Origin of the sequence: Acinetobacter sp. UBA2063 (genome assembly GCF_002333245.1) — a bacterium.
Taxonomy (GTDB): Bacteria; Pseudomonadota; Gammaproteobacteria; order Pseudomonadales; family Moraxellaceae; genus Acinetobacter; species Acinetobacter parvus.
Window position 1 is genome coordinate 3,824 of the sequence record NZ_DDAH01000064.1, and the last position, 211, is coordinate 4,034.

General features: G+C 40.8%; 1 pseudogene. It reads right to left on the minus strand.

What is annotated here, in order from left to right:
• Positions 1 to 211: pseudogene (locus B4H32_RS03105) on the minus strand (translational GTPase TypA); the annotation flags it as partial.

A 211-nucleotide genomic window follows, 5' to 3' on the forward strand; every position in this document is an offset into this window, starting at 1 on the left:
TTCAATACGGATACGACCTTTACCATCAACTTCCATATTGGTCATTTCACCTTTACGGAAGCCCATTTGTTCCATAACTGAACCTTGATGCTGTTCTTCAACATCAAACGTTACATTTTCGTATGGCTCTTGTTTTTCACCATCGATTTCTTTCATGATGACTTGTGGACGAGAAACACCCATCTCGAAGCCTTCACGACGCATGTTTTCA